A 24,902-nucleotide genomic window follows, 5' to 3' on the forward strand; every position below is an offset into this window, starting at 1 on the left:
GAAGCGCAAAAATAGCTTTTTAAGGCGACATTTTGGAATGCCGTTTTGAATTAGGTATTTTGATGATATGGCTATCAATAATGAGCTTTTAAGACACCTGGAAAAGGAATTGAATGCGACAATAAGCAAGGCTGGGCCCGTTGGTGGGGGAAGCATCAGCCATGTTTATTGCTTGCATACTGCAAAGGAAAAATATCTTTTGAAGCTTAATAATAAGGGTGCTTTCCCCGGTATGTTTAAGGCGGAAGCCGAAGGATTGGACATTATAAAAAGTACAAATTCTATTCATGTACCGACGGTTATCTTGCAGGATAATTTTGAAAGTGATAGTCTCCTCGTGTTGGAATGGATCGAAACTAAAAGGCCCAATCCCCAATCATCGGCATTATTAGGCGAGGAACTCGCTCAGATGCACCGGAACACTTCTGCAAACTTTGGCGAAGTGGCTGATAATTACATGGGCTCATTAAAGCAAGGTAATCGTTCACACCCAACATGGGCGGCGTTTTTCATCGAAGAACGATTGAAACCAATGGTTGAGTTAGCTATAAATAAACATCTGATAAACAACACGTATATACAAAATTTCGAGAAGCTGTATAAACAACTTCCGGGCTTGTTCCAGGAAGAACCCCCCTCTCTTATCCACGGAGATCTGTGGAGCGGTAATTACCTGATCAGCGTTGATAACAACCCTTACCTGATCGATCCCGCAGTATCCTATGGCCACCGCGAGTTTGATATCGCTATGACTACCTTATTCGGCGGTTTCTCTAACGAGTTTTACGAGGCTTATAACCATCATTCCCCTTTAGCAAAAGGCTGGCAACAACGTCTTGATCTTTGGAATTTGTATCCATTGCTGGTACATCTGAATTTATTTGGCTCAGGATATTTAGCACAGGTGAGGGATTGCTTAACGCAATTCATCTGATACTGCCGCTGCGTGCTTTTTAACATGACAAATAATGAACTTGGCCAGCTGTTCCTGTTCGTCAATGCTCATCACTGAACCATCGTATATCCAATAGCCTTTTACGTCAAACAATATCCTGCCCAAATAGTCAGGGTGCTCATCAAACGTTTTGTATAGATTATAAGCAATGACCTTGCTTCCAACTCGGTGGTCAAGTATTACTTGTATGATCTCGCCTGTGCCATTTTTCCGTTTTATCCAAACTTTCGTTTCTGTTATCAAATTAATATGTTTTACCATAGCAAAACAAAAATGAAAATTATTTACTAAAAATACTAAAAATATTAGCAATTTTGTTATCCGTAATAAACAGTTATGCCGGATAACAAAAGAGACATAATCAGCAAGTTGCAAAAGGATATTTTGCTTTGGGAGGGATTTAAACCACCCCAAACCGATAGTGCTGATACTTTTGGTCTCGGCCCGATAGAAAGCGCTTTCCCAAATGGCGTTTTTCCGCTCGGTGCTTTGCATGAGTTAATTTGTCCAACAGCTGAACAAGCGGCAGCAACGTCCGGGTTTATAACGGGAATATTAGGAAAATTGATAAAACAGGACGGGGTATGCCTTTGGATAGGGTCAGCAAGAAAGCTATTTCCATCTTCCTTGAGCGCATTTAATATAGAGCCCGACAGAATGATCTTTATAGACCTGAAGCGGGAAAGAGATATGCTTTGGGTAACAGAAGAAGCCCTGAAATGTGAGAGCCTGACCGCAGTTATAGCAGAATTGCAGGATATCAATATTGCGCAATCACGTAGGTTGCAATTGGCAGTTGAAAGTAGTAAGGTGACTGGCTTTATTATGCGAACAGATCTGAATAAAGCTAAAACAAGTACCTGTGTAGCACGCTGGAGGGTATCCCCAATATCAAGTGAAACCGAAGATGGTTTACCAGGTGTAGGTTTCCCGCGTTGGCAGGTTGAATTGCTTAAAGTTCGTAACGGGAGTCCGGGGGTTTGGAAAATGGAATGGGCCGGCAGAAGTTTTGTATCGCTTGATGAAAAAGTAATAGCACACGAAGCTTTGGAAAGGAGGGCTGGATGAGGGTAAAAAGACGATTTGTTGCTATATGGTTCCGTCATTTGATGACCGACTGGATGACCCTTAAACATCCGGGATTTAGTGAATTGCCATTTGTTTTGACAACACCTGTTAGGGGGCGTGTTGTGATCACTGCAGCCAATGCACTGGCAGAAATGCAGGGAATTACTACCGAAATGGCAATGGCTGATGCGAGGGCTATTATTCCATCCCTTGAAATGATGGATGATATACCGGGACAACCCGCAAAATTATTAAAGGCGTTGGGCGAGTGGTGTATTCGTTATACACCGTTGATTGCTGTAGATATGCCCGACGGATTAATACTGGACATTTCCGGCTGCAGTCATTTATGGGGTGGAGAAAGAGCTTATTTGGGCGCAATTATCAAAACGCTTAGAAGCAAAGGCTACGACGCAAGGGGTGCTATGGCCGATACGATAGGCACGGCTTGGGCCGTCGCACGTTTTGGCAAAGTAAAACCAATAATAGAACCAGGCCAACAGACGGAAGCTTTGCTGTCCTTAGCGCCAGCAGCATTACGATTGGAACCGCTGACTCTTGAACGGTTACAGAAGCTGGGATTCTATACTATTCAGGGATTTATCGGCATGGGGCGCCCTGTTCTGAGACGACGTTTTGGGCAGGAGTTTTTAATGAGGTTAGACCAGGCTTTAGGTAATGAGGATGAACCCATGCAACTGCTGCAACCCGTTGAGCCTTATCACGAGCGTTTGCCATGCCTGGAGCCGATCAGAACAGCTACCGGGATCGAAATCGCCATTAGGAAACTTCTGGAGCAGCTTTGTCATCGTTTAGAAGGTGAAGGAAAGGGTTTGAGAACAGCCATTTTAAAATGCTACCGGGTAGATGACAAGATCATACAGGTAAGCATCGGCACAAGTCACCCATCGCGCTATATCGATCATTTATTTAAGCTATTTGAGTTAAAAGTGCCTCTCATTGAACCTGCTTTGGGAATAGAGTTGTTTACGCTTGATGCATTAAAAGTAGAAGACGTTGAACCGGAACAAGAGGTGCTTTGGTCAACCACATCGGGAGGGTTGGAAGATGGACGCCTGACTGAACTTCTTGACAAAATATCCAATAAAATGGGCGCAGCGACTATTCATCGCTATTTACCACAAGAGTGCCATTGGCCGGAAAGGTCAATAAAACAGGCAAAAACATTACAGGATAAACGTATGACTGCCTGGCGTACCGACAGACCGAGGCCCTCTCTGTTACTACAAAAGCCTGAACAAATTCAAGTAACGGCACCTATACCGGATTACCCGCCGATGCTTTTTGTTTACAAGAATAAAGTTCATCAAATCAAAAAAGCAGATGGTCCTGAACGTATTGAGCGGGAATGGTGGCTGGAGAAAGGTGAGCATCGGGATTATTATTATGTAGAAGATCAGGATGGCCAACGTTATTGGTTGTTCCGCTCAGGTCATTATTCTGATGGCCAACCCAAGCAATGGTTTATTCACGGTTTTTTTGCCTGATATTATGAGCTATACGGAATTACAGGTAACCAGCAATTTTAGCTTTTTAAGGGGCGGCTCACACCCCGAAGAGCTGGTGCAGCAAGCTGCGGCATATGGTTATACTGCCATTGCAATTACCGACCGTAATAGTGTGGCTGGAGTGGTTCGTGCTCATAAAACTGCTCAGGTTTTAGGTATAAAATTTATCCCGGCTTGCCGGCTTGATTTACTTGATGGGCCAAGCCTGCTTGCCTATCCCACTAATATTACTGCCTGGGGCCGGTTATGTGCTTTACTAAGCAAAGGTAACTTGCGGGCTGAAAAAGGCAAATGTGATCTTTATAAAAAGGATGTATTTGAGCATGCCGAAGGAATAAAGTTTATTGCTATTGCGCCTGAATCTTTAAATGAAAGGTTTGACTTTGATGATCCTTTCAAAAGGGACATCAAAGAATATTATAAAGTATTGGGCAATAATCTTTATATCGCAGCTAATCGCTCTTATGATGGGAATGATGGTAAACGGCTTCATCGTATTTCGCAATTCGATGTGGCGATGGTAGCAACAAACGATGTCTATTATCATGAAGTACAGCGCCGCGAGCTGCAAGACGTAGTTACCTGTGTTCGCGAGAAATGTACCGTAAATAATGGCGGGTTTAAATTGCATGCCAATGCAGAGCGCCATTTAAAAACGATTGATGAAATGCAGCGCTTATTTCGTCAGTATCCTGATGCAATAGTGCGAACACAAGAAATAGCCGACGCTTGCCAATTCTCACTGGACACGTTGAAATATTTGGAACCGGAATGGATAAGTCCTGATGGGCGCACAGCGGATGAGCACCTTGCAGAACACACATGGAATGGCGCCAGGAAACTGCTTGGTGATAAAATAACACCTAAAATAATTGAACAGATCGAGTTTGAGCTGGCTTTTTTTGCACGTCGTAAACTGGCTCCATATTTTTTGAGGATATATGAATACACTAATAAGGCAACAGAATTAGGTATCCTGCACCAGGGACGAGGATCGGCTGCTAACTGTACGGTTTGTTTTTGTCTGGGTATAACCCCCGTAAACCCTACTAAATCGCAAATGCTGTTCTCAAGATTTATGTCTGACGCGCGTGATGAGTGGCCTGATGTGGACGTTGACTTTGAGCATGAAAGGCGCGAGGAGATTATTCAATGGATATACCAAACCTATGGCCGTGAGCATGCCGCCATTGTGGCTACTGTAACTCAGGAACGGCATAAAGGGGCTATACGGGATGTAGGTAAAGCGATGGGGCTATCCGAAGATACGATTAAAAGGCTTTCGGGTGCGATATGGGATTTTTCGGAAGAGGCTTTTGACCGTCAGCGAATACTCGAACAAGGACTGAATCCTGATGACCCTCATTTGTTTAAGGTTTTGGAGCTGACCGATCAACTCATGGGCTTTCCGCGCCAATTAGGGCAGCATACCGGAGGCTTTGTTATTACACAATGTAAACTTTCGGATATATGCCCTGTGATGAATGCCCGGATGGAAGACCGGACCCAGCTTGAGTGGAACAAAGACGACCTGGAAGATTTAGGGATTTTAAAAGTTGATGTGTTAGGTCTTGGCATGCTCACCTGTATACGCAAAGCATTCGACCTGGCTAAATCGAGTTATAACCTCAATCTTACTTTGGAGAACGTACCTCAGGATGATCAGAGAGTTTATGATATGATCTGCAGAGCAGATACTTTGGGTGTTTTCCAAATTGAAAGCCGGGCGCAAATGTCAATGCTTCCGAGGCTGAAACCAAGAGAGTTCTATGATTTGGTGATCGAGGTAGCTATTGTGCGTCCCGGCCCGATACAGGGGGACATGGTACATCCTTATTTACGTCGTCGTAATGGTGAAGAATCTGAAGAATACCCTAAGGAAGAGTTAAGAGCTATTTTAGCCAGAACTAAAGGCGTACCATTATTCCAGGAACAAGCGATGGAAATTGCCATTGTAGCAGCAGAGTTTACACCTGCTGAAGCTGATCAACTACGGCGCAGCATGGCAACCTTTAAGGCGAAAGGACTTGTGAGCCAGCATAGAAAGAAGTTGGTCGACGGGATGGTGACAAGAGGATATGAGGAAGAATTTGCAAACCGAGTATTTAAGCAATTGGAAGGATTCGGCAGTTATGGTTTCCCTGAAAGTCATGCCACCAGTTTTGCTCATTTGGTTTATATTTCCTGCTGGCTCAAGTGTCATTATCCGGATGTTTTTACAGCGGCTTTGCTTAATAGCCAGCCCATGGGCTTTTATCAGCCTGCCCAGATCGTGATAGATGCACAAAAACATGGGGTTATAGTACGGCCGGTGGATGTTAATCATTCCATGTGGGATAATACATTGGAAGAAAAAGAAGGTAAGTACTGCGCTTTGCGATTAGGTTTCCGGCAGGTAAAAGGATTGAAGGAAGAAGAAATGCAATTATTAATCGCGGCACGTGGGAATGGTTATAAAAGTATTAATCAATTAAGTGATGCGGGCATATCTCAAACTGCTATAGAAAAATTGACCGATGCAGATGCATTCAGATCACTTGATCTTGATCGTCGACAAGCTTTATGGGAAGTGGCGGCACTAGCTGATAAACCTACCGGGATTTTTATAGGGCAACCTTCTGAAAGCACCCAAGAACATCAAATGGTTTTACCATTTATGACCCAGGCGGAGCATGTAGTTCAGGACTATGCCTCTATAGGTTTATCCTTGAAAGCGCATCCGGTGAGTTTTGTCCGTGAGAAATTAAACCTGTTGCATGTAAGGACGACCAGCGAATTGTCCACCCTTAAAGATGGAGATTTAATTAAAGTAGCAGGGCTTGTAACCGTTAGGCAGCGACCAGGCACAGCCAAGGGGATTTTGTTTATCACCATCGAAGACGAAACCGGATTCTCTAACCTGGTGGTTTGGGAAAAGTTGTTTGACAAATATCGGAAGGAAATACTTCAATCACGTTTGTTAATGGTAGAGGGTAAGTTGCAGATCGAAGGACTGGTCATCCATGTGATTGTTAATCGTTGTTTCAACCTGTCGAAATATTTATCTGAACTGGTGCCTCAAAAAAATGAAGATGTGCCGGTGCTTTCTTTATCACGCGCTGATGAACGAACGGCATCTGTGCCTGATAAACGAAATACAGCACCCGATCAAAATAAAAGAGTAGAAAAGGTTTTTTATAAGGGGCGGAACTTTCAGTAGGTGGTCTTAAAACATTACAGCGCTTTGAATTTTATTAATTCAAAGCACTGTAAAAATGCATTACTCGCCTCGTTTTAAACCAAACTTTTCGATCTTACTATATAAGTGACTGCGTTGAATATCAATATCATCGGCAGTTTTGGATACATTCCAGTTGTTCTTCTCCAGTTTAAATTTGATGTATTCGCGCTCCGCATAATCTTTGTATTCCTGGAAATTGGCAAACTGATCAAAATCCGTTTGAGGGGCTGCCGAGCCGCCATTAGTCGATGGGCCAATGGCAGACGGATTAGCGAAAGACCTAACGTCGTTATCCGTGATTATTTTATCACTCAGAATAATCAGACGTTCTACCATGTTACGTAACTCACGAATGTTACCGGTCCAGGGTAATTTTTTTAACTCATCAATAGCAGCTTCCGATATTTTTTTTGGAGGCATGCCGTAGTCATTACATATTTCCTCGATGAAATTTTGTGTGAGTAAGCCGATATCATCTCTGCGTTCTGAAAGCGGCGGCACATGTATCAAAATCACACTTAAACGATGGTACAAGTCCATACGAAAGTTGCCAGCTTCAATTTCTTTAAGCAGATCCTTGTTTGTTGCAGCTACTACACGTACATCAACCTCAATTTCTCTTTCTCCTCCTACACGGGTTATTTTGCTTTCCTGCAAAGCCCGCAATACTTTAGCCTGTGCCGAATGACTCATGTCTCCGATTTCATCCAAAAATAATGTGCCACCATGGGCCGATTCGAATTTGCCAATGCGTTGCTTTACAGCCGAAGTAAATGAACCTTTTTCATGCCCAAATAATTCGCTTTCAATCAGCTCTGAAGGGATAGCGGCACAGTTTACTTCAATTAAAGGCGCAGAAGAGCGGTTCGATTTTTCATGAAGCCAACGAGCAACCAATTCCTTCCCGCTACCATTCGCCCCGGTTATCAATACACGGGCATCGGTAGGTGCTACTCGTTCAATAGTTTCTTTAATCTTCTGTATCGGTTGGGAATTGCCTAAAATAGCGCGTACCTTAGAAACCTTTCGTTTTAAAACTTTCGCTTCGGAAACAAGGTTGCCGCGGTCCAGGGCATTTCGAACTGTAATCAGTAAACGGTTCAGATCTGGCGGTTTCGAAATAAAGTCGAACGCGCCTTTTTTGCTGGCCTCCACAGCAGTTTCCACTGTGCCGTGGCCCGATATCATGATAAACGGCAGATCCGGTTTAATAGCAAGTCCTTCCGAAAGAACCTCCATGCCGTCCATGCGGTTCATTTTTATATCACATAGAACCAGGTCGTAGTTATTATGTTCAATTAATTCAAGACCGTCGGTTCCATTATCCACATCTTCAACTTCATAATCTTCATATTCAAGTATTTCGCGCAAGGTGCTACGAATCGCACGCTCATCATCAATAATTAAAATCTTAGCCATTTTTTAGTTAGAGTCGGTAGAAATATTAAACACACGAAGATAGAGAATTGTTGTATAGAAAAACAAACACTTTAAAAGCAGGTAAAAAATAACCCCTTCCGTTTAAGAAAGAGGTCAAATTCAGCAGCAAAGCTGTAAGCCGGGTTCTGTCTGGTTCTATCATTGATCTGGCCCTGTCATTGCTGACAGGTTCAAGCAACCTACCCATCCTGGTGACCGCCGAAACGATACAAAAGCGAGCAGCTTCATTTCCAGGACCTATTTGGTCTTTCAACTCCTGAGGTTTACCGCGATCCCTGTCGCCAGGAAAAGCCGTGAGCTCTTACCTCACGTTTTCACCCTTTCCCCGATAAATCGGGGTGGTTTATTTTCTGTGGCACTTTCTGTCACCGGCTGAACGGCGCCTTCCCGTTAGGAAGCAGGATGCTCTATGTTGCCCGGACTTTCCTCCTCCGCCTAAAGCGGAAGCGATAGAACGATTTGCAGACACAAAGATAGTTTATTAAGTTGATTGATTAAGTGATTACTTGCAGCCGGCAAGGTTCTTTTGTACCGATTGCTCATCAATCGTACTTAATTTATTGCCGAATGAATTGCCAATGTACGTTAATACCTGTGAGATTTCTACAGGTGAAAGATCATTAGCTGGCATCACATCTTCAAAGGTTTTACCGCTTATAATAATCTGACCTTTTAAGCCATTTTTTATATAACAGGGTAGGGCCAATATGTTTTTTCTTAAATAGGTTGAATCTGAAAGCGGAGGTATGAGTGCTGATAAACCTTCGCCCTTAGTACCGTGGCAGTTTTGGCAATGCTGCTGATATACCAGCGCGCCGGATGAGTAATAACGTTTGAATTCCAGGCTTTCATCACTTTGGCAGGCCGTAATAAACAGAATAGCTAAAAATGCCGCAATGCTGCTGACAAATCTCCAACTCATTGTACAATCATTTGATCGGGTTCGGCCTGTAAGGTTTTGATATCATCTATCAACTGATCCACTTGTTTTGGATCGGTACCATCGTATGAACCTCTGATCCTTTTTTGCTTATCGATTAATACGAAATAGCCGGCGTGAATATAGCCTCCGGCAGCGCTGCCGTCCTGCTTCACAGCAACCAGGTAATTCTTTTCAGCGATGGTATAAATATCTTCTTTTTTACCTTGTAGAAACCACCATGTGTTCCCGGTTATCCCCAATTTATCAGCATACTTCTTCAAAACAGGTACACTATCGTGCTTGGGGTCGATAGTGTGGGATATGATCTTAAAATTACCCGTACTCTTAAAGGTATCATACACCTTCAACATATTACGGTGCATGATGGGGCAAATCGAAGGGCAGGTGGTGAAAAAGAAGTCGACTACATAAATATTTCCATTCAGGGTTTTATTACTTACGCTATCCCCATACTGATTGACAAATTTAAAAGGGGGGATTGTTTGGTAAATAGTGTCCGTTACCTGTTTGCCATCTACAGTTTTGGTTATTGGTTCACGGTTGCCGTAAATAGGTAATGTTTTTTTATCAGAACCCGATTTGCAGGCACTCCATAATGTTATTGCTACAAATCCCGCGATCAGGAAATTTTTCATTTTGTTCTGCTTGAAAGGTATTTGGTAGATTCATCAACAGCGGTATTCATGAGTGAATCAACCGACATTATGCTTTTTTTTTGCTCGTTATAATAACTTATGATCTCATCATGCTGTTTTTTGTTAATCACATCAGGATCAAATTTTTGCATCCAAATCTCCATAGCTTCTTCGGCAGCAGTTAATTTTAGCTCAATTGCCTTCATATTGGTTTTTTCTGCTGTGTCTTTTGCGGGTAATTTCAGCAGGCTGTCCAATGCCATTTTATTTTTCATGATGGCTTCATCCTTACCCATTAATTTATCATGTACCTTTAGAATATTACTGAGGAGCTCTTTTTCCTGTTTTTTATTATCAGAACAAGCTGCAAAAATTAAGCTTGCAATAAGTACAAGAGATCGTTTTTTCATAGTAGTATATTTAGGCTCAAAAGTAAGATTTAAACCGCAAAAGCCGGAGCAAATTAATGTTCACGTGCAAATAATATATAATCAGTACCGGGCAAACCTATCCCCACAAGTTTTAAATGCTGACCAACTTGTGCACGGTGATGAGTTCCGTGATTAATTAAATGGGTGAGGATATCGGAGAGCCTGGTTTCAAAAGTATCTCCCTGCAGGTTTTTGTAATATATGGATTGTTCAAAATCATTATTGCTTGCACCTACGAGGAATGTCAGCCATTGACTGTGATTATCATTTATTATTTGCTCGAAGGTGTTAGCCTTCCAGTCGGGCCATAAAGTGGTAACACTAGCGGGTTTACCTATGCAGCGGCCCAACCAAACTTGTTGTGCTATTAATAAGTGCGCCATCAATTGTTCAGCTTTGGTTCGGTCCTCGGTTTGAAGTAAGGCGGCCAAGATACGCAGATTGGCATACCGATCGTAATGAAGCAGGCGGATAAAGTAATCTTTCATCCGTCAAATTTAATTAACGGAGGACGTGATTTAGTCCTTACTGCGTCTGTTCGAAGTCAATTTTTCAACTTATGTGCATAACAAAAAGATAATGTTGTCTTCACTATTAGATTATATACTTGTATTAGTTTTATATCAAGAAAATGAATTGTTATGAAACTCTTTTCCGCTCTTTTCAGAAGTTTACGTGAATGGATGATCTTAAAAAGCATGAGATCAACTTTTATTCACTAAACACTTTTATCGGTTTTACTTTTCTATTATCCAATTATATTGTACAATTTGGGATTCATATTATTGTCCGCTGTTAAAAGCAAATCAGGCTTTTTGACGGGGGCTTATCCTGTGTATGGATCAATAACTTATGGATCATTTGACTAAAGCGCTTTTTGGGGAAGATTTCAAGTGGGGTGTATCAACAGCTGCATTTCAGATAGAGGGAGGGTGTGATGCCGACGGTAAAGGGGCGTCCATCTGGGATGCGTTCACTGCGAAAAAAGGTAAAATATTAAATGGCCATAAAGCAGACGTGGCCTGCGATTTCTATAATAACTACAAGGCTGATATTGATCTTATCAAGCAGTTAAATATCCCTAATTTCAGATTTTCAATATCTTGGACGCGCATATTGCCAAATGGAACAGGCGAAGCTAACCAGGCCGGTATTGACTATTATAACCGTGTAATTAGTTATTGCATTTCACAAGGTATCGAACCCTGGGTTACCATTTATCACTGGGACCTGCCGCAGGCTTTAGAAGATAAAGGCGGCTGGACAAACCGTGATATTATAGAGTGGTTTACCGAGTTTGTCACTTTATGTGCGAAAAGCTTTGGTGACAGGGTAAAATATTGGATGGTGATGAATGAGCCGTCGGTATTCGCAGGAGCAGGGTATTTTTTTGGAATACACGCCCCGGGACGAACTGGGCTAAAGAATTTCTTGCCTGTTATACATCACATTGTTCTTAGTATGGCTGCTGGTGCCACGAAGCTCCGTGAAATATTGCCCGATGCGGTAATAGGTACTACATTTTCGTGTTCCTATATTGAACCACGGTCAGCTAGTAAACGTGATATGAGAGCTGCGATGGTAGCTGACGCTTTGGTAAATCGTCTATTTATTGAACCTGTATTGGGCTTAGGATACCCTGTAGCCGATCTTCCGGTTCTAAAAGGTCTTGAAAAATTTATTCAGCCTGGCGATGAGCAGAATATGTCATTTGATTTTGACTTTATCGGTTTGCAAAATTATACGCGGGAAATTGTACGTTATTCATTCTTTACGCCATATATTAATGCCAGCTTAATAAAGGCAAAAGACCGAAAGGTGGCTATAACCGCAATGGGTTGGGAAGTCTACCCTCCGGCAATCTACCATATTATTAAAAAGTTTAATGCTTATCCACAGATTAAAAAGATACTCATCACAGAAAATGGTGCGGCATTCCCCGATGAGGCTATAGATGATGAGGTAAATGACCCCCTTCGTACAGAGTATCTGCAGAGCCATTTGAAGCAGGTTTTTAAAGCGAAACAGGAAGGTTGCAGAGTAGAAGGATACTTTGTGTGGACTTTAACCGACAACTTTGAATGGGCCGAAGGCTATCATCCGCGTTTTGGATTGGTACATGTTGACTTTGACACGCAAAAACGCATCATCAAGTCGTCGGGTAAGTGGTATGCCGATTTTTTAAAAGGTTAAATTAGTTTACCTTTTGTTTACTGGCCTCGCGGTCTGATTCAAGGATAATCAAATCCATCTTCTTTGGCTTTGGGAGGCTTATGTAAAATGTGGTGCCCTTTCCGGCCTTACTTTCGAACCAAATTTTGCCCTGATGTTTTTCAATGATCTGTTTACAAATAGAAAGTCCTAGCCCAAACGATTTCTCGCCAATAGTGCCGGCCCGCTTGGCATCGGTAAACATATTGAACACTTTATCTTTCATCTCGTCGGGAATGCCAATTCCATGATCAGTTACGGATATTTGTACCTGAGTTGATTCATTGATACACTTCAGGCGGATAGTTTCGCCTACAGGACTGAATTTTATGGCATTACTGATCAGGTTGCTTATCACGCGCCATATCATTTCACGATTGATATATAATTGTTCAATTGAACTTAATGGATCTAAAATGATTTCCTGATGCTTTTCCGAAGCTTTAAATCTTAATAATTCGATACTGTTGTTTAACAATGAATTCACTTCAACCAGTTGCTTTTTCAGAGCAGTTGAGGTGGTGTTTGTTGCTTCCAGAATCTCGTTGATCAGTTCAAGCGTATCCGATGAGGTATCTTTAATAATCTTTAATTGATATTGCAGATCGGTATCATACGCTGTTTCTTCCACCATAATACTGGTTAATGAAGCTATGCCTCCAAGTGGGTTTCGCAAATCATGCGCTACTGTACGCAAAATGCGGTCTTTCTCACGGCTACTGTTCTTAATTTCGTCAAGTGCTTTTTCCAGATCTTTCTTTTGCGAATTGATCTCCTTGTTTAGATTTTTTACTGTAATTACATCCAATTTCGATCTGCTCCAGTTGCGCCAAACCAGAAATATGATCGCAATAGCCATCAACGCAGAGATAATAGCTACAGACAGATAAATTTTCTGCAGTTTATTATTGTTGCTCAGATTTTCAATTTCGTATTGTTTTTCAAAATTTGCTAACTGCTGGTTTACATCGCTTTCTTTTAATGTACTCAGTCTCTTAATGGCCGAATCCTTAAATACATTATAATGCTGAATATAGGTCAAAGCTTTAACAGCGTCTTTTTTCTCCAGGTAATATGCTCCCATGAGCCTGTTCCAGTCAATTTCAGCATCCGGATTACTTAAAACATCCAATTGTTTGCGCAGGCTGAGCAGTTGCTTATATAAGGAATCTCTTTTATGTTGATTGTAATAGATCTGTGCCAGTTTAATTTCGGATGATTGCGCATCACGGTTATCGCCACCTTTCTTTAAGTTGATAGCAATGCTTTTTCTTAGTAACCCCTTAGCCTTGTCATACTGTTTACTCATGATAAGTGCTTCAGCTTTATTACCATAGATCACCCCCCTGGCCATATCCAGCATATCAGCTCTGTTTTTGAAACGATCGATGTTACTATTAACGAATGCAAGGGCTTTATCAAAATAGAAAACAGCACTATCCAAATTGCCATTATGTCTGTAGCTTATTGCTATGTTATCTAGTAATTCCTGACGACGATAGAAAGTTGGAAAATCGTCTTTCCCATTATCCGGTATCGACAGGTTTTGAGCATAACTATCTTTAAAATATTGTGCCGCCTGTTTGTAGTGAGCCTGCTTGTACATAATCATACCCATTCGGTAAGTATAATCAGACAAGGATACTTTATTCAGGTAGCTTTTTGCAATAAGGTAGCCCTGAAAATAACATTGATACGAATCATTATATTGGTTCAGGCTAAAATAGGTGTCACCTTTCGCATAATTCGCCTCGGCAAAGTTTGACACATACTGTTGTTTACTAACACTTTGTTGTGCTGTGGCGAGCATGCTATCTGCAAACGCCAGGGCAAGCTTATAATTGCCTTTAGTTTTTTGCTGATAAACATAATGAAAGCCAAAATATCGGAACCGGTCATTTAGGTTTGGATTTTTGATATGGGCAAATGCTGAGTCGAGATAGTACATCCCACGGGCCGGTTGATTAAAATCAAAATAATGGGTAGTGTTTGCAAAAACGGGCTTAAAAGCATCAGAAAACTCACTAGCTTCTGTGTTTTTTTTGTTGCAAGAAATGATCAGGAAAGAGAAAAAATATAAAAACAAGCTTGCCAGGCACATACCTACGGTAAGCGGGAACGACTTGTTTTTGGTTTTTAATAAAAGCATCAATAGAGAGTCCTAACCACGCCCTTATACGCAGAAGGAGAAGATGTTGTTATGATTTAAAGGGGTTTTTGACTAATTATCAAAAATGTTACTTAAAAGCATCTTCGCCGGTAATGTCCATGCCGGTTATTAATAAATGAATGTCATGTGTGCCTTCATAGGTAATTACCGATTCAAGGTTCATCATATGGCGCATGATGGAATACTCACCTGTGATACCCATTCCGCCTAATATTTGTCTCGCTTCCCGGGCTATGTTTATCGCAGTTTCCACACTGTTACGTTTAGCCATCGATATTTGGGCAGGGGTGGCCCTGTTCTCATTCTTTAAAGTTCCTAACCGCCAAACCAGTAGCTGTGCCTTGGTTATCTCAGTGATCATTTCCGCAAGCTTTTTTTGTTGTAGCTGGAAACCGGCTATTGGTCTACCAAACTGTACCCGCTCTTTGGCATAACGCAATGCGGTATCGTAACAATCCATGGCGGCGCCTATCGCTCCCCATGAAATGCCATATCGAGCCTGATTTAGACAACCAAGGGGGCCTTTTAACCCTGAAACATTAGGAAAAATATTATTTTTTGGAACTTTTACATTATCAAATACTAACTCACCTGTGGCAGAAGCCCTTAAAGACCACTTATTGTGTGTTTCGGGGGTGCTGAAGCCTTCCATACCACGCTCTACCACCATTCCGCGGATCTTTCCGCTTTCGTCTTTTGCCCAAACTACGGCAATATCTGCAAATGGGGAATTAGATATCCACATTTTGGCCCCATTTAAAACGTAATGATCGCCTGCATCTTTAATATTAGTGACCATACCGCTCGGATTTGAGCCATGATCAGGTTCGGTAAGTCCGAAACAACCCATTAATTCACCGGTAGCTAGCTTAGGCAGGTATTTCATTTTTTGTTCTTCCGAACCGTAAGCATAAATAGGGTACATTACCAGCGAACCCTGCACTGATGCCGTTGAACGGATACCTGAGTCACCACGCTCAATTTCCTGCATAATAATGCCGTAAGAAATATAATCTAATCCGGCACCGCCATATTCTGCAGGTATGGTTGGACCAAAGGCACCTATTTCAGCTAATCCTTTTAATAATTGCTTCGGGAATTGCGCTTTTTGAGCATAATCCTCAATAATCGGACTTATTTCTTTTTTAACCCAGTCGCGTACACTTGCACGTATTAGTTTGTGCTCATCAGTTAGTAATTCATCAACAAGAAAGTAATCAGGAGCTTCAAATAGGTCTGTTTTTGCCATAATGATACAATTGGTGAGGCAAAGATAGATGTTTAGTCCGAAAGTCCGCGTAAGTCGGAAAGTCAGTGAGACAGCATTCAGTTAAATAATCTTCCGGACTTATGCGGACTTTCGGACTTTCCGACTATTAAAACTAAATTTGACCCATGATCACAGTAGCAATACACGGCGCTGAGTTTTTTGCAAAACATGGATATTATCCCGAAGAGCAACTTTTAGGATGCAAGTTTTTGGTGGATATTACGGTGGATTTTACACCGGCAGACGAGTTGAAAAAGGATAGTCTGGCCAATACAGTAAACTATGAGCAATTGTACAACATCGCCAGTCGTCAGATGCAGCATCCAAGGAAACTGATTGAAACTTTAGGGGAGGCTATAATAAATGATATCAGAACTGCGTACCCTTATATCGAAAAGGCAGAGGTGATCATCAAGAAGAAACATCCTCCTATGCCCGGGCCGGTTGATCATACAAGCGTTACAATTACCTATGCAAAACCATAAAATGGAATTTAATAAAATAACTGTCGAGCTGTTATCGGCCATCAAGGCTATTGTTGGTGGAGATGCTGTGATAGCGGAGCGTGAAGAGATGGAAGAATATAGTCACGATGAGACCGAAGATTTAACCTATTACCCTGAAATAGTGGTTAAGGCCGGGTCGACAGAGGAAGTTTCGGCATTGATGAGGCTTTGTAACCAGCATCTGATACCAGTAACACCAAGAGGAGCGGGAACAGGGTTAAGTGGTGGCGCATTGCCAATAAAGGGGGGCGTACTTTTGTCGATGGAGCGATTTAACAGGATTCTGCATATTGACGAAGGAAATCTGCAGGCTACAGTTGAACCGGGTGTGATCACCGAAGTTTTTATGGATGCCGTTGCCGAGAGAGGTTTACTTTATCCTGTTGACCCGGCAAGTAAAGGTAGTTGCTTTATAGGCGGCAATGTGTCTCATGGTTCTGGTGGACCGAGGGTGGTCAAATATGGCACAATCCGCGAATATATCCTGAATCTGCAAGTAGTTTTGCCAGACGGGGAGATTATCTGGACCGGTGCAAACACTTTAAAATATGCCTCAGGTTATAATTTGACCCAATTGATGATCGGTTCTGAAGGCACTTTGGGTATTATCACCAAAATTGTAGTTAAACTAATACCAAGACCTACGCAGGATGCCTTGTTGCTGGCTTCCTTTGGTAATAACGAGATGGCCTGCGCTGCGGTGTCAGCTATATTCAGGGCCGGAATTGTTCCGTCAGCTTTAGAGTTTATGGAACGAACAGGAGTAGAATGGGTGATAGAGCATGATGATATTAGCTTTGATTTGAAAGACGGTATAGAGGCGTTTTTACTAATTGAAGTAGATGGCACCAACCAGGATGTGATCTTCTCTGATTGTGAAAAAATCAATGAAGTCTTGGAGCAGTTTGATTGTAAAGATGTACTGTTTGCCGATTCATCAGCTCAAAAAGAGGAATTCTGGCGTTTACGTCGTACCATGGCTGTGTCGGTAAAATCAAACTCCATTTACAAAGAAGAAGACACCGTGGTACCGCGCGCTCAACTACCACAATTAATTAAAGGGATAAAAGAGATAGGTGTCAAATATGGCTTTGAATCAGTTTGTTATGGCCACGCAGGGGATGGTAATTTGCATGTAAATATAATAAAAGGCAACATGAGTGACGATGCCTGGCATAATCAGCTGAAAGACGGTATTCGTGAGATATTTGAGCTAACAGTATCTTTAGGCGGCACGCTATCCGGCGAACATGGGATCGGCCTGGTTCAGAAAGAGTTTATGCCGGTTAAATTCACCGATAGACATTTTGCATTATGGCGTGGTATAAAAAAAGTGTTTGATCCAAACGGAATTCTAAATCCCGGTAAAATATTTTGATGCAATTTTGGGATTAAGTGATTTTATAATAAATTGAATAAAAAATCGGCAATTGAAAAGCTTAGAGTTTGATATTTCATCCGGCGACCTTATAAAAGTGGCTTTAGCGGTATTCTGTGGTTCTGTTATGGGTTTGGAACGTCAATACAAAAACAAAACGGCCGGTTTCCGTACTATTATCCTGATCTGTCTTGGCTCAACCATTTTCACCATGATCTCACAACGTGCAGGCCAGGGAGTAAACATCAATCTGGTTACAGGTGTTGGTTTTATTGGGGCAGGAGTAATATTTAAGGACAATATTTCTGTCAATGGACTTACTACAGCTGCAGTGATCTGGGTTGCCGCTGCTATCGGAATGGCCAATGGTTCAGGTAATTATATGCTGGCAATTATCTCCACCTTTATAACACTGATCGTATTAATTATTTTCCACTTTTTTGAAAACTACCTGGACAATATCCATCACGAAAAGCTTTTATCACTGGTATTCGATGATGATGATTTTGAAAACCTGAAAATGGTAGAAGATATTATCCAAAAACAAAAACTCGGAGCGGAAACAAGGCTGGTTAATAAAAAAGACGGTTGTTTGCAGGCGACTATTTTTGTTACCGGACGTAAAAAACATATCGCCAAGCTGAACGAAACGCTTTTGACAATAAAAGAATTAAGATCATTTTAGCCTGACCCTAAACCTATTTCAGGCCATTTACACATTCACACAATTGCAAATTTGCAAATCAATTTGTATTCAATATCATCCTCGGCTCATCATAAGCAATCATGCGGGCTCGTTGTTCTGTGGGAATCTTCACTGATTTGTGCATAGTGTAATCATAGCTGATGCAAACGGTTTTGCCAGTAGTACAAATTTCTTCAGTATCGCCATTTACCTTCACCAAAACGTGCATAACATCAAAGCTACTGTTGCCGATGCGGGTGGTGCGTACATAACAAACTATCTCATCTTCCCTTAAAATAGGCTTCAGGTAGTTGATCTCTGATCGTGCCAGGATAATGCCGTTGTGGTTCCAATCCCATTTTACGACATCACGCCAATAGTTCGACCGCGCTATTTCGAAATAGGTTAAATAGACAGCGTTGTTCACATGCCCATAAGCGTCAAGATCTGAGAAGCGGATGGGAATCATGGTTTTATATTTATAATCTGCTAAATTTTCGCTCATTTTATGTCATTATGTCTGTCTTAAATCAAATCAATCAGACACAATGTCTTAAATTGATGATTTTTAACACTTGGTATAACAGTTGATTTATCCTCCCCGAAGTTAATAAAACTAACATAAGAAATTCTGGAGGATATAAATTATGACACTTGTAAAATTCAATAACGGTCACAGAAATGCAGTAAACCCTTGGTTTAATGATGTATTTGATACTTTGTTTAATGATTCAGTTTTAAACGACAGGTTTGTTACTAAAACCCCTGCCGTTAACATTGCAGAAACTGAAAATGAATTCCAAATCGAATTGGCTGCACCAGGCTTAAAGAAAGAAGATTTTAAGATCAACCTTGACAAAAACGTATTAAGCGTATCTGCTGAAAAGAAAGCTGAAAATGTAGAAGAAGGTAAGAAATACAGCAAACGCGAATACAGCTACAGCTCATTTGTAAGATCGTTCACCTTACCTGAAGTAGCTGACCAGGCTAAAATTGAAGCTGAATATACCGATGGTATCCTGAAGCTGAATGTAGCCAAGAAAGAAGAAGCTAAGGCACAAAGCAGAGAAATCTCTGTAAAATAATTTTTCCCGGGTGCCAAGAGCAGTGAGATTAAATGTTGTGATTTGGTAGAATAGCTTGAGGCCCCGGAAAAATATAAAAGTCCGGAAAGCATAACGACACTTTCCGGCCGGTTTTAAAAGATCGTTTTCATAAGTAAGTTGTTGGTTTAGTTTGATTAGGCCGTTCCGGATTCCGGAGCGGCCTTTTTTGTATACGATCAGGATCTTCCTTTTATCAATCGTACTATCCAAACCAGGATAACCGCCCCGATAAATGCGGTGACAATGTACCCAATGCTGCCACCTGAATGGATATGAAACCATCCTAAAACATGGCCTCCTAGCCAACCGCCAATAAGCCCTAAAATGATATCAACAATAATTCCGTATCCACCGCCCTTCATCACCTGACCGGCTAACCAGCCTGCAATGCCTCCCAGTAAAATCGTCCATAATAAGCTCATGATTTTTTAAATTTAAGTGTGACAAGAAATAATTGGTTCGGTCTGCACAGGTCGCAGATTTCAATCTAATATAACTATATCGCCGGTATTATCAATATGCTTATTTTAGGTCATCAATATTCAATCCTATGGATACCATCACCGAATCAAACAAAAAGGTGGTCGATACCTTTTTTATGGCGTTGGAAACCCAGCAATTTGATCTTTTGAAAAATATTTTTGCGCCAGATGGGAAGCAACTTAATCCTTATGCTCCCGACGGGTTTCCGAAAAGTTTTAATGGATCAGAAGGTATCTACAAACAATACAGTGGGTTAACGGCTAATTTTGGCAAGATGCTATTCCCGCGAAAAATTTACGCTACCGAAGATCCGGATTTCTTTTTTGTACAATTCAGGGGGGAGATTGAGATCAAAGCCGGCGGTAAATATGAAAATGACTATCTGGGTACATTCAGATTAAAAAATGGAAAAATCATTGAATACACTGAATACTTTAACCAGGTAGTAATGGCCAGAGCATTTAATATAAAGCTGTAAATTACGCCGTCCGCCTTGCATCAACCACTAATTCCGCATATTGATATATTGCAACGGCTGTCCAAAATCTTCTTTCCGGCAAAGGCTGATGACGGCTTGCAAGTCGTCGATCTTCTTACCCTGAATACGAACCTGGTCGTCCATAATGGAAGCCTGTACCTTTAATCCGCTGTCTTTGATCTTCTTTACAATTTTTGAAGCGGTTGTTTTATCAATGCCTTCCTTGATCTTAAGCTCCTTGCGGATCATATTGCCTGATGCATATTGTTCTTTACCATCATCCAAAACCGAGGGATCTATACTCTGCTTTACCATACGGCTGATGATCGAATCTTTAATGGCTTTAAGGCGCATATCGTTCTCAGTTACAATCGTGATCTGGTTAGTTTTTTTATCTAATTCAATACTGCTTTTTGAATCATGAAAATCATAACGGTTCAAAATTTCCTTCTTGGCGGTATTGATTGCATTATCGAGTGTTTGGCCGTCTATCTTGCTGACGATATCAAATGATGGCATAATCGGAGGTTGTTAATTGTACAAAAATATATTCCTTTATAAGAAATGATAATATAAAATTTAGATTAGTTTATTTCAATCTGTTTTGTGTGTAAATTGTATATACTAAAATACCCGCTATTTAAAGTTTAGTTAATATTAACTTAACAAATAAATAGGCAGTTTTGTAAGCAGGGCTTTACGGGGCCGTATTTATATGGATATTAAAAAGATACCTTTAATTAATAGAGAGATCAGCTGGTTATACTTCAATGACAGAGTTCTACAGGAAGCCTCCGATCCGACAGTCCCGTTAATTGACAGAATACGGTTTTTGGCCATCTTTTCCTCCAATCTGGATGAATTTTATCGCGTACGTGTGGCCACCATGAGCCGCCTGGCCAATCTAAACGAAAAGGCCAAGGAAGTATTGGGCTATAACCCTAAAAAGATTCTCAACCAGATAAAGAATGTCGTTGTAAAACAGGAACGTAAGTTTAATAATCTATACGAGAACATTATTGTAAAGCAACTGGCTGAAGAAAAGATATTCATCCTGAATGACAAACAGCTGAACGTAACCCGAGGTGCTTTCGTGAAGAATTATTTCCGCGAACGCTTGCTGGCAACATTGGTACCCATTATGCTTGACGAAACTCAGGCTTTCCCTGAATTAAGGGACAGGGCGATATACTTTTTCGTGAAACTTTCAACAGGTAAAAAATCGCGGTACGCCCTGATAGAAATACCTGATACGCTATCAAGGTTTTTGGTTCTGCCTGATACAAACAATCTGAAATTTATTATTCTGCTGGATGACATAATCCGCTATGCCTTGGAAGATATATTTTTCATTTTTGATCATGATACGATTGAAGCGTACTCTATCCAGTTGACCCGCGATGCAGAACTTGACCTGGATAAAGAAGTAAGTGAAAAGTTTATCGATGCATTGAGCAAAAGCCTGCAGAAACGTAAGAAAGGTAAGCCAATGCGGCTACTTTATGATACAGAAATGCCATTAGAAATGGTTACTTATCTGGTGACCAAGATGGGATTACATGCGGAAAGCCTTATTCCGGGCAATCGTTATCAGAACTTTAAGAATTTTATCAGTTTTCCTAATGTGGGCCGGCCTGAACTGGAATATACACCCTACCAGCCATTACCCGTGGATGGTCTGTCATTCGGCAAAAGTTTGATGGGTATGATCGCTCAAAAGGACTATATGGTAAGTACGCCATATCAATCGTTTGATTATATCATTCACTTTTTGCGCGAAGCAGCTATTGATCCGAAGGTAAAAGAGATAAACATTGCCTTGTACCGTGTTGCAAGTAATTCGAGGATTATTCACGCTTTGATCAATGCGGCAAAAAATGGCAAAAAAGTAAACTGCCTAATGGAGTTGCGTGCGCGGTTTGATGAACAGAATAATATTACCTATAGCAGCAGGCTGGAAGAAGAAGGGGTAAATGTTCTGTATGGTATAAGCGGCTATAAAGTGCACTCCAAAATATGCATGGTCACCCGTACTGAGAAAGGTAAGCCTGTGAATTATGCGGTATTTTCAACCGGTAACTTTAATGAAAGCACGGCACGAATTTATGCTGATCATACCTTATTTACCTCTAATAAAAAATTAACGGATGACCTGGCTGAAGTATTTAAGGCACTAAAACAAAATCAGTTTGCAAAAGGCTTGAAACACCTTATTGTTTCACCGATAGACTCGCGTCCAGCTATCTATAAGTTGATAGACAACGAGATCAAAAATGCAAAAGCTGGTAAGCCGGCTTATATGATATTAAAGATGAACAGCCTTGCCGATGAGCAGGTGATAGCAAAATTATACCAGGCAAACAATGTTGGTGTAAGAATAAAGATGATCATCAGGGGGATGTGTTGTTTGGTGCCAGGAGTAAAAGGCTTTAGTGAAAATATCGAAGTGATCAGTATTGTAGATAAATACCTGGAACACGCCCGCATACATATTTACTGTAACGGAGGTAATGAACTGATTTACCTGACCTCCGCTGATTTTATGACCAGGAATATAGATAACCGGGTAGAAGTAGGCTTCCCGATCTATGATGAGGAGCTTAAGAAAGAGATCAGAGACATCATCAATATTCAGTTGGAAGACAATACCAAGGCCCGCGAGATTAATAGCCAGAACAGTAATAAATATCACAAAACACACAATGATATACCTTGCCGGGCACAAATAGACATTTACAACTACCTTAAATACAAGAATTAATCCCTTTAAAATTGAGATACGCCGCTATAGATATTGGATCAAATGCTGTAAGATTACTTATAGCTGATATTATTGAAAACAACGATTCCGTTTCATTCAAAAAGAATACGCTCGTCAGGGTCCCCTTACGTTTAGGAGACGATGCTTTTCTGCAGCAATTTATTTCGGAGCGTAAGGCAACAGATCTGGTAAAAACCATGATTGCCTTCCGCAACCTGATGGACGTTTATAAAGTAACCGACTACATGGCTTTCGCGACATCAGCCATGCGCGAAGCTAAAAACGGAGCTGACATTGTAAGAACGATTAAAGAACAGGCTGACATCGATCTGGAGATAGTTACCGGGCAAAAGGAAGCAAAGATCATCTACACCAATCATGCCGAACAAAATATAGATAAAAGCAAAAACTATCTTTATATAGACGTCGGCGGTGGCAGCACCGAGTTATCGTTATTCACTGAAGGTAAATTAGAGGCCTCACGGTCGTTCAACATCGGCACCATACGTATTTTGGATAATCAGGATAAGGAAGAAACATGGAATGAAATGCGCGATTTTATTCGCGACCATACCAAACATTTCAAAAGTATTAACGGCATAGGTACAGGTGGTAATATTAATAAGCTTTATCGTTTATCGGAGGAAAAGAACAACGCTCCGTTAACTTTTGTTAAGTTAAAATCTCTTTATAGCTACCTGAATTCTTTCTCGTTGAAGGACCGTATTAACGTATTAGGGCTTAATCAGGATAGGGCGGACGTCATCATCCCGGCATGCGAAATATATTTGTCGATAATGAAATGGGCCAATATTAAGGCCATATATGTTCCAAGCGTAGGCTTAGTGGATGGAATTGTTCAGATTTTGATCGAAAAAAACTTTTCAAATACCGATTAAAAATATTTTAAGAAATTGTTTAAAAATTAAAAAACTGTTTTTACATTTGTAGTGCCCTCTCATAGGGCATGTTTTTCATAGGTAGATGTAGGGTCGAGTACGTGTATTCGACCCTTTTTTGTGCGTCCGATATAAATCTGTAGCTTTGTTTCAATGCCGAAAAGAAAGATTGTCGTTGCCATTACAGGTGCCAGCGGGGCTGTTTATGCTCAATTATTACTTCAAAAATTGCAGCAATTGCGCGCTCAGATTTCAGAAGTGGCTATTGTTATGTCTGATAATGCCAAACAGGTATGGCAATTTGAGCTTGATAATTCCGATTACGACAAACTTCCTTACAAGATTTACCCGAAGAACGATTTTATGGCGCCTTTTGCATCCGGATCAGCGCGTTTTGATACGATGGTGGTCATTCCATGCTCTATGGGAACACTTGGTCGCATAGCCAGTGGAACATCCGACGACCTCATTGCCCGGGCTGCGGATGTGATTCTGAAAGAACGCCGTAAACTGATCCTGGTGGCTCGCGATACCCCGCTTAATTTGATTCATATCCGCAATATGGCTACTATTACAGAGGCAGGTGGAATTATTTGCCCTGCTGTCCCGTCATTTTATAGTAAACCCGAAAGTATTGAAGATGTAGCCATGACGGTTGTACACCGGGTGATTGACTTGATAGGATTGGAGAACGAGAGCTATCGCTGGAGCGAGTAGGGGCTGTAGATTAATTG

24 protein-coding genes and 1 other RNA gene are annotated in these 24,902 nt (G+C 41.2%); 13 read left to right on the plus strand and 12 right to left on the minus strand.

The features are described from left to right. Nucleotides 1–67 precede the first annotated feature (67 nt). Nucleotides 68–934 (plus strand): fructosamine kinase family protein, encoded by an 867-nt coding sequence (locus Q3A68_RS02935; protein WP_302899537.1) that lies wholly within the window; start codon nt 68–70, stop codon nt 932–934. Here Q3A68_RS02935 and Q3A68_RS02940 read toward each other — a convergent pair. Then, nucleotides 917–1,198 (minus strand): hypothetical protein, encoded by a 282-nt coding sequence (locus tag Q3A68_RS02940; protein WP_302899538.1) that lies wholly within the window; start codon nt 1,196–1,198, stop codon nt 917–919. The genes Q3A68_RS02935 and Q3A68_RS02940 overlap by 18 nt on opposite strands. 93 nt (nt 1,199–1,291) lie before the next feature. On the opposite strand from Q3A68_RS02940, the gene Q3A68_RS02945 reads away from it, so the two are divergent. The 3 genes from Q3A68_RS02945 to Q3A68_RS02955 are packed head-to-tail and all read left to right on the plus strand — an operon-like array spanning nt 1,292 to nt 6,751. Beyond that, nucleotides 1,292–2,023 (plus strand): ImuA family protein, encoded by a 732-nt coding sequence (locus Q3A68_RS02945; protein WP_302899540.1) that lies wholly within the window; start codon nt 1,292–1,294, stop codon nt 2,021–2,023. Beyond that, nucleotides 2,020–3,531 (plus strand): Y-family DNA polymerase, encoded by a 1,512-nt coding sequence (locus tag Q3A68_RS02950; RefSeq protein ID WP_302899541.1) that lies wholly within the window; start codon nt 2,020–2,022, stop codon nt 3,529–3,531. Before Q3A68_RS02945 ends, Q3A68_RS02950 begins: the two co-directional genes overlap by 4 nt. 4 nt (nt 3,532–3,535) lie before the next feature. Further along, nucleotides 3,536–6,751 (plus strand): error-prone DNA polymerase, encoded by a 3,216-nt coding sequence (locus Q3A68_RS02955; protein ID WP_302899542.1) that lies wholly within the window; start codon nt 3,536–3,538, stop codon nt 6,749–6,751. Between the two features lie 60 nt (nt 6,752–6,811). On the opposite strand, the gene Q3A68_RS02960 is transcribed toward Q3A68_RS02955, so the two are convergent. The 6 genes from Q3A68_RS02960 to Q3A68_RS02985 all read right to left on the minus strand — a co-directional run bounded on the left by Q3A68_RS02960 (nt 6,812) and on the right by Q3A68_RS02985 (nt 10,709). Further along, entirely contained in the window at nt 6,812–8,191 is a 1,380-nt protein-coding gene (locus tag Q3A68_RS02960) for a sigma-54-dependent transcriptional regulator (RefSeq protein WP_302899543.1), read from the minus strand. Between the two features lie 119 nt (nt 8,192–8,310). After that, nucleotides 8,311–8,678, minus strand: an RNA gene (rnpB, locus tag Q3A68_RS02965) — RNase P RNA component class A. A gap of 36 nt (nt 8,679–8,714) precedes the next feature. Continuing rightward, on the minus strand, nt 8,715–9,134 hold the full coding sequence (locus tag Q3A68_RS02970; protein WP_302899545.1) for a c-type cytochrome: 420 nt from the start codon (nt 9,132–9,134) through the stop codon (nt 8,715–8,717). After that, nucleotides 9,131–9,790 carry an SCO family protein gene (locus tag Q3A68_RS02975; RefSeq protein ID WP_302899546.1) on the minus strand — a complete coding sequence of 220 codons (660 nt, stop codon included), beginning with the start codon at nt 9,788–9,790 and terminating at the stop codon, nt 9,131–9,133. The genes Q3A68_RS02970 and Q3A68_RS02975 overlap by 4 nt, the downstream gene beginning before the upstream one ends. Further along, nucleotides 9,787–10,200, minus strand: a complete 414-nt coding sequence (locus Q3A68_RS02980) for a hypothetical protein (protein WP_302899547.1) — start codon at nt 10,198–10,200, stop codon at nt 9,787–9,789. Before Q3A68_RS02980 ends, Q3A68_RS02975 begins: the two co-directional genes overlap by 4 nt. A 53-nt stretch (nt 10,201–10,253) precedes the next feature. After that, nucleotides 10,254–10,709, minus strand: coding sequence for a DinB family protein (locus tag Q3A68_RS02985; RefSeq protein WP_302899548.1), 456 nt, complete (start codon nt 10,707–10,709; stop codon nt 10,254–10,256). Nucleotides 10,710–11,073: 364 nt separating this feature from the next. On the opposite strand from Q3A68_RS02985, the gene Q3A68_RS02990 reads away from it, so the two are divergent. Further along, nucleotides 11,074–12,414: a GH1 family beta-glucosidase gene (locus Q3A68_RS02990; protein ID WP_302899549.1), complete on the plus strand. Its 1,341-nt coding sequence runs from the start codon at nt 11,074–11,076 to the stop codon at nt 12,412–12,414. Between the two features lies 1 nt (nt 12,415). Here the strand turns inward: Q3A68_RS02990 and Q3A68_RS02995 are convergent, their stop codons facing one another. Together Q3A68_RS02995 and Q3A68_RS03000 are read right to left on the minus strand one after the other, a co-directional pair. Next, nucleotides 12,416–14,581: a tetratricopeptide repeat-containing sensor histidine kinase gene (locus tag Q3A68_RS02995; RefSeq protein ID WP_302899550.1), complete on the minus strand. Its 2,166-nt coding sequence runs from the start codon at nt 14,579–14,581 to the stop codon at nt 12,416–12,418. An 88-nt stretch (nt 14,582–14,669) separates the two neighbouring features. Further along, entirely contained in the window at nt 14,670–15,851 is a 1,182-nt protein-coding gene (locus Q3A68_RS03000; protein ID WP_302899551.1) for an acyl-CoA dehydrogenase family protein, read from the minus strand. Nucleotides 15,852–15,997: 146 nt separating this feature from the next. Here Q3A68_RS03000 and folB point away from each other — a divergent pair, with 146 nt between their 5' ends. The 3 genes from folB to Q3A68_RS03015 are packed head-to-tail and all read left to right on the plus strand — an operon-like array spanning nt 15,998 to nt 18,441. After that, complete coding sequence (gene folB / locus Q3A68_RS03005; RefSeq protein WP_302899552.1) at nt 15,998–16,357, plus strand: dihydroneopterin aldolase; 360 nt, start codon at nt 15,998–16,000, stop codon at nt 16,355–16,357. Beyond that, entirely contained in the window at nt 16,344–17,756 is a 1,413-nt protein-coding gene (locus Q3A68_RS03010; protein ID WP_302899553.1) for an FAD-binding oxidoreductase, read from the plus strand. Before folB ends, Q3A68_RS03010 begins: the two co-directional genes overlap by 14 nt. A gap of 52 nt (nt 17,757–17,808) precedes the next feature. Then, nucleotides 17,809–18,441 carry an MgtC/SapB family protein gene (locus Q3A68_RS03015; protein WP_302899554.1) on the plus strand — a complete coding sequence of 211 codons (633 nt, stop codon included), beginning with the start codon at nt 17,809–17,811 and terminating at the stop codon, nt 18,439–18,441. Nucleotides 18,442–18,499: 58 nt separating this feature from the next. On the opposite strand, the gene Q3A68_RS03020 is transcribed toward Q3A68_RS03015, so the two are convergent. Continuing rightward, nucleotides 18,500–18,946, minus strand: a complete 447-nt coding sequence (locus tag Q3A68_RS03020) for an acyl-CoA thioesterase (RefSeq protein ID WP_302899555.1) — start codon at nt 18,944–18,946, stop codon at nt 18,500–18,502. Between the two features lie 142 nt (nt 18,947–19,088). Between Q3A68_RS03020 and Q3A68_RS03025 the strand changes: the two genes are divergently transcribed. Next, nucleotides 19,089–19,526 carry an Hsp20/alpha crystallin family protein gene (locus Q3A68_RS03025; protein ID WP_302899556.1) on the plus strand — a complete coding sequence of 146 codons (438 nt, stop codon included), beginning with the start codon at nt 19,089–19,091 and terminating at the stop codon, nt 19,524–19,526. A gap of 197 nt (nt 19,527–19,723) precedes the next feature. Here Q3A68_RS03025 and Q3A68_RS03030 read toward each other — a convergent pair whose 3' ends face one another. Next, nucleotides 19,724–19,969 (minus strand): GlsB/YeaQ/YmgE family stress response membrane protein, encoded by a 246-nt coding sequence (locus tag Q3A68_RS03030; protein ID WP_302899557.1) that lies wholly within the window; start codon nt 19,967–19,969, stop codon nt 19,724–19,726. Between the two features lie 128 nt (nt 19,970–20,097). On the opposite strand from Q3A68_RS03030, the gene Q3A68_RS03035 reads away from it, so the two are divergent. Then, nucleotides 20,098–20,508 carry a nuclear transport factor 2 family protein gene (locus tag Q3A68_RS03035; protein ID WP_302899558.1) on the plus strand — a complete coding sequence of 137 codons (411 nt, stop codon included), beginning with the start codon at nt 20,098–20,100 and terminating at the stop codon, nt 20,506–20,508. 27 nt (nt 20,509–20,535) lie between these two features. On the opposite strand, the gene Q3A68_RS03040 is transcribed toward Q3A68_RS03035, so the two are convergent. Then, a complete protein-coding gene (locus Q3A68_RS03040; protein WP_302899559.1) occupies nt 20,536–21,027 on the minus strand; it encodes a YajQ family cyclic di-GMP-binding protein in 492 nt (163 codons plus the stop codon). Nucleotides 21,028–21,223: 196 nt separating this feature from the next. On the opposite strand from Q3A68_RS03040, the gene ppk1 reads away from it, so the two are divergent. The 3 genes from ppk1 (at nt 21,224) to Q3A68_RS03055 (ending at nt 24,885) form a co-directional block, all read left to right on the plus strand. After that, complete coding sequence (ppk1, locus tag Q3A68_RS03045) at nt 21,224–23,269, plus strand: polyphosphate kinase 1 (protein WP_302899560.1); 2,046 nt, start codon at nt 21,224–21,226, stop codon at nt 23,267–23,269. 11 nt (nt 23,270–23,280) lie between these two features. Further along, a complete protein-coding gene (locus tag Q3A68_RS03050; RefSeq protein WP_302899561.1) occupies nt 23,281–24,168 on the plus strand; it encodes a Ppx/GppA phosphatase family protein in 888 nt (295 codons plus the stop codon). Nucleotides 24,169–24,321: 153 nt separating this feature from the next. Next, entirely contained in the window at nt 24,322–24,885 is a 564-nt protein-coding gene (locus Q3A68_RS03055; RefSeq protein ID WP_302899562.1) for a UbiX family flavin prenyltransferase, read from the plus strand. Nucleotides 24,886–24,902: the final 17 nt, after the last annotated feature.

The organism is Mucilaginibacter tolerans, assembly GCF_030519375.1.
Lineage (GTDB): Bacteria > Bacteroidota > Bacteroidia > Sphingobacteriales > Sphingobacteriaceae > Mucilaginibacter.

What these genes read in the sequence shown, in the direction of transcription:
- Q3A68_RS02935 (WP_302899537.1), top strand. Translation starts at nt 68, where the DNA reads ATGGCTATCAATAATGAGCTTTTAAGACACCTGGAAAAGGAATTGAAT.
- Q3A68_RS02945 (WP_302899540.1), top strand. Translation starts at nt 1,292, where the DNA reads ATGCCGGATAACAAAAGAGACATAATCAGCAAGTTGCAAAAGGATATT.
- Q3A68_RS02950 (WP_302899541.1), top strand. Translation starts at nt 2,020, where the DNA reads ATGAGGGTAAAAAGACGATTTGTTGCTATATGGTTCCGTCATTTGATG.
- Q3A68_RS02955 (WP_302899542.1), top strand. Translation starts at nt 3,536, where the DNA reads ATGAGCTATACGGAATTACAGGTAACCAGCAATTTTAGCTTTTTAAGG.
- Q3A68_RS02960 (WP_302899543.1), bottom strand. Translation starts at nt 8,191, where the DNA reads ATGGCTAAGATTTTAATTATTGATGATGAGCGTGCGATTCGTAGCACC.
- Q3A68_RS02970 (WP_302899545.1), bottom strand. Translation starts at nt 9,134, where the DNA reads ATGAGTTGGAGATTTGTCAGCAGCATTGCGGCATTTTTAGCTATTCTG.
- Q3A68_RS02975 (WP_302899546.1), bottom strand. Translation starts at nt 9,790, where the DNA reads ATGAAAAATTTCCTGATCGCGGGATTTGTAGCAATAACATTATGGAGT.
- Q3A68_RS02980 (WP_302899547.1), bottom strand. Translation starts at nt 10,200, where the DNA reads ATGAAAAAACGATCTCTTGTACTTATTGCAAGCTTAATTTTTGCAGCT.
- Q3A68_RS02985 (WP_302899548.1), bottom strand. Translation starts at nt 10,709, where the DNA reads ATGAAAGATTACTTTATCCGCCTGCTTCATTACGATCGGTATGCCAAT.
- Q3A68_RS02990 (WP_302899549.1), top strand. Translation starts at nt 11,074, where the DNA reads ATGGATCATTTGACTAAAGCGCTTTTTGGGGAAGATTTCAAGTGGGGT.
- Q3A68_RS02995 (WP_302899550.1), bottom strand. Translation starts at nt 14,581, where the DNA reads ATGCTTTTATTAAAAACCAAAAACAAGTCGTTCCCGCTTACCGTAGGT.
- Q3A68_RS03000 (WP_302899551.1), bottom strand. Translation starts at nt 15,851, where the DNA reads ATGGCAAAAACAGACCTATTTGAAGCTCCTGATTACTTTCTTGTTGAT.
- folB (WP_302899552.1), top strand. Translation starts at nt 15,998, where the DNA reads ATGATCACAGTAGCAATACACGGCGCTGAGTTTTTTGCAAAACATGGA.
- Q3A68_RS03010 (WP_302899553.1), top strand. Translation starts at nt 16,344, where the DNA reads ATGCAAAACCATAAAATGGAATTTAATAAAATAACTGTCGAGCTGTTA.
- Q3A68_RS03020 (WP_302899555.1), bottom strand. Translation starts at nt 18,946, where the DNA reads ATGAGCGAAAATTTAGCAGATTATAAATATAAAACCATGATTCCCATC.
- Q3A68_RS03025 (WP_302899556.1), top strand. Translation starts at nt 19,089, where the DNA reads ATGACACTTGTAAAATTCAATAACGGTCACAGAAATGCAGTAAACCCT.
- Q3A68_RS03030 (WP_302899557.1), bottom strand. Translation starts at nt 19,969, where the DNA reads ATGAGCTTATTATGGACGATTTTACTGGGAGGCATTGCAGGCTGGTTA.
- Q3A68_RS03035 (WP_302899558.1), top strand. Translation starts at nt 20,098, where the DNA reads ATGGATACCATCACCGAATCAAACAAAAAGGTGGTCGATACCTTTTTT.
- Q3A68_RS03040 (WP_302899559.1), bottom strand. Translation starts at nt 21,027, where the DNA reads ATGCCATCATTTGATATCGTCAGCAAGATAGACGGCCAAACACTCGAT.
- ppk1 (WP_302899560.1), top strand. Translation starts at nt 21,224, where the DNA reads ATGGATATTAAAAAGATACCTTTAATTAATAGAGAGATCAGCTGGTTA.
- Q3A68_RS03055 (WP_302899562.1), top strand. Translation starts at nt 24,322, where the DNA reads ATGCCGAAAAGAAAGATTGTCGTTGCCATTACAGGTGCCAGCGGGGCT.